4 protein-coding genes are annotated in these 3,103 nt (G+C 66.1%); 2 read left to right on the top strand and 2 right to left on the bottom strand.

What is annotated here, in order from left to right; all coding sequences use genetic code 11:
- Both AC1VAN_RS16575 and greB read left to right on the top strand, forming a co-directional pair.
- Positions 1-403 (top strand): helicase HerA-like domain-containing protein (locus AC1VAN_RS16575; RefSeq protein WP_480986222.1); only part of this gene is annotated, 403 nt, incomplete at its 5' end.
- Between the two features lie 79 nt (positions 404-482).
- Positions 483-998, top strand: a complete 516-nt coding sequence (greB, locus tag AC1VAN_RS16580; RefSeq protein WP_032975018.1) for a transcription elongation factor GreB — start codon at positions 483-485, stop codon at positions 996-998.
- A gap of 43 nt (positions 999-1,041) precedes the next feature.
- Here greB and AC1VAN_RS16585 read toward each other — a convergent pair whose 3' ends face one another.
- The gene (locus AC1VAN_RS16585; protein ID WP_480986223.1) at positions 1,042-1,860 is read right to left on the bottom strand and encodes a DUF3025 domain-containing protein; all 819 of its coding nucleotides are present in this window, start codon (positions 1,858-1,860) and stop codon (positions 1,042-1,044) included.
- A partial coding sequence (gene rimO / locus AC1VAN_RS16590) for a 30S ribosomal protein S12 methylthiotransferase RimO (RefSeq protein ID WP_480986224.1) occupies positions 1,857-3,103 on the bottom strand: 1,247 nt, incomplete at its 5' end. The genes rimO and AC1VAN_RS16585, both read right to left, overlap by 4 nt.

The following is a 3,103-nucleotide window of genomic DNA, read 5'->3' on the forward strand; positions in this document are numbered from 1 at the left end:
GGACAAGGGCGTGCCGATGCCGGTGCAGCAGACGATGATCGCGCCACCCCGCTGCCGCATGGGACCGGTCACCGACACCGAACGTACGCAGGTGCGTGCCGGCAGCCCGGTCGGCACGCGCTACGACACTGCCGTCAACCGCGAATCGGCAGCCGAACTGCTGGCGCAGCGCGCGCAGAAGGCCGTCGAGAAAACCGATGCGCCGGCCGCACGCAGCCGTGAGCAGGACGAGGCGCAGGAAGGCGGTTTCGGGCAGTCGATCAAGGACGCCATTTTCGGTACCAAGCGCCGCCAGGGCATGATCGAGACGATGGCCAAGCAGACCACGCGTACGGTCGGCACCAAGCTGGGCAACCAGATCGTGCGCGGCATCCTCGGTGGCATCTTCGGCGGCAAGCGCTGAGAGCCCCCGGCAGTTCCTTTGCGGCGCGCCGGCGACGGCGCGCCGTAGTTGTTTCATTCCGCACGAGAATCCGCATTACATGTCGCGTTGGCGTCCCCCCGCAGAAAAGAGCACCGCGCTGATCACCGCCGCCGGCCATGCACGCCTGAAAACCGAGCTGGATGAGTTGTGGCGGGTGCGTCGACCCGAGGTGGTCAAGGCACTGGCGGCGGCCGCGGCCGAAGGCGATCGCTCGGAGAATGCCGAATACACCTACCGCAAGAAGCAGCTGGGCGAGATCGATCGTCGCGTGCGCTACCTGACCAAGCGCCTGGAATCGCTGCGCGTGGTCGACACCACGCCGACTGATCCGCAAGCCGTGTTCTTCGGTGCGTGGGTTGAGCTGGAGAACGTGGACAGCGGGCAGACCAGCCGCTACCGCATCGTCGGGCCGGATGAGACCGATGCGGGGCTGGGCTGGATCAGCATCGATTCGCCCTTGGCGCGGGCCTTGTTGAAGAAGCGCCTGGATGATGAGTTTTCAGTGGAACTACCCAGTGGCAACCACACCTTTGCGGTGATCGGTGTGGAGTACGAGACCGCGGCCAACGGCTGAGCCTGTGGCGGGCAGCGGCGCTCAGCCGGGCATGGGCCCGGTTCTACAGAAGCGGCGGCGGATAGCGGCGCCCTTCGCGCAGCGGACGGAAGTAATCGTCGTTCGCGTAAAAGGCTGGCGCCTGGTCGGTGTGCCAGCCGGGAATACCCGCCAATGGCAGCGGACGCAGTTCCAAGGGATCGAGCAGCACCCTGCCCTCCTCGATGGCGCGCGCGACCGTGTCGATGCAGCCCGCATCGTCATCGCCCTGCAGCACCACGCATTTGCCGACCAGCAGCCGGCCCGGCAGCAGCGCCTGTTCCATCAAGGCATGACCGAATACCGCGGCGATGGCGATCCGTCCTGACTGCCAATGGATCGGCTGGAACAGCACGCGCCACTGGTGAGCATCCCAGGCTGCAAGCAATGCCGGGTCGCGCACGCGTACCACCACGCCGGTTTCATCGAACTGGGTCAGCGCGGCCTGCGCGCGGTTGCGCTGTCCTGCGGCCATGCCCTCGATGTGCCGGCATTGCTGCGCGTTGAGTGYGCACTTGATCGGCAGGTAGCGTGCCCAGACCAGGGCGTTGAACAGGTCGTGCCAGTTGCCCGCGCGGGTTGCGATGCGCCCTTCGGCAATGCGCGTTTCGTAGTGCAGGCCGTCGGCCAGCAACGCCGCATCCTGTTCAACAACGCGCTTGCCCGGCAGCGCCAGGCGCGCGTCCAGATCGACCACGCGTGGCCAGTCCGCTGCCGTCAGCAGATCACCGAACCCGGCGATACCGGCAAACAGCGGATGATCGAAGGCAGCCCTGTCCACCGCCGCACGCAGCGGCGGCACGAAGCGGCGGGGGCCGCCATCAGCAGCCTCCGCCCCGGTCACAGCACCTTGAGGTCGAATGCCGGGCGCGTGGTCGGCGGCAGTGCGTCGCCGTAGAGATCGTGCTCGTCGCTCTCGGTGATTTCCACGTCGACGAACTCACCCACGCGCAACGCCACCTGGTCTGCGTTCTGGATATGCACCAGGCCGTCGATCTCCGGCGCATCGGCCTTGGAACGGGCCACCGCGATATCGCCTTCGATGGCATCGACCAGGCATTGCTGCACCGTGCCGATCTTGGCTTCCAGACGCGAAGCCGAAATCTGCGCCTGGTTCTCCATGAAGCGCGCCRGTCGTTCCTGCTTCACTTCTTCCGGCACCGGGTCCGGCAGGTTGTTGGCCGTAGCGCCCTCCACCGGTGAGTAGGCGAACGCACCGACGCGGTCCAGCTGCGCTTCGTCCAGGAAGGACAGCAGCTCTTCGAACTCGGCCTCGGTCTCGCCCGGGAAACCGACGATGAAGGTCGAACGCACGGTGATGTCCGGTGCGATGCGGCGCCAGTTCTGCACCCGCTCCAGGGTCTTCTCGACCGCGCCGGGGCGCTTCATCAGGCGCAGGATGCGCGGGCTGGCGTGCTGGAACGGGATGTCCAGATACGGCAGGATCCGGTTCTCGGCCATCAGCGGCACCACGTCATCGACGTGCGGATACGGATAGACGTAGTGCATGCGCACCCACGCATCCAGTTCGGACAGGCCTTCGCACAGCGCCTTCAGGCGGGTCTGGTAGGCCTTGTCGCGCCACATCTTCTCGGCGTACTTCACATCCACGCCGTAGGCAGAGGTGTCCTGCGAAACCACCAGCAGTTCGCGCACACCGCCGCGCACCAGGCGCTCGGCTTCGCGCAGCACCTCGTCCACGGGACGCGAGACCAGCTTGCCGCGCATCGACGGAATGATGCAGAAGCTGCAGTGGTGGTTGCAGCCTTCGGAAATCTTCAGGTATGCGTAGTGGCGCGGGGTCAGCTTGATGCCGTAGTCCGGCACCAGATCCACGAACGGGTCGTGCTTGGGCGGCAGCGCCGCATGCACYGCYTSCATCACGCTCTGGTAATCCTGCGGCCCGGACACCGCCAGCACGTTCGGGTACGCCTCGCGGATCTGCTCCGGGCGCTTGCCCAGACAGCCGGTGACGATGACCTTGCCGTTCTGGTTCATCGCCTCGCCGATGGCATCCAGCGATTCGGTCACCGCCGAATCGATGAAGCCACAGGTGTTGACCACCACCACGTCGGCCGAATCATAGG

This window comes from Stenotrophomonas sp. 05L44_2 (genome assembly GCF_056665995.1).

Bases quoted from the DNA above. Each gene is read 5' to 3' on its own strand.
- greB (WP_032975018.1), top strand. From the start codon at position 483: ATGTCGCGTTGGCGTCCCCCCGCAGAAAAGAGCACCGCGCTGATCACC.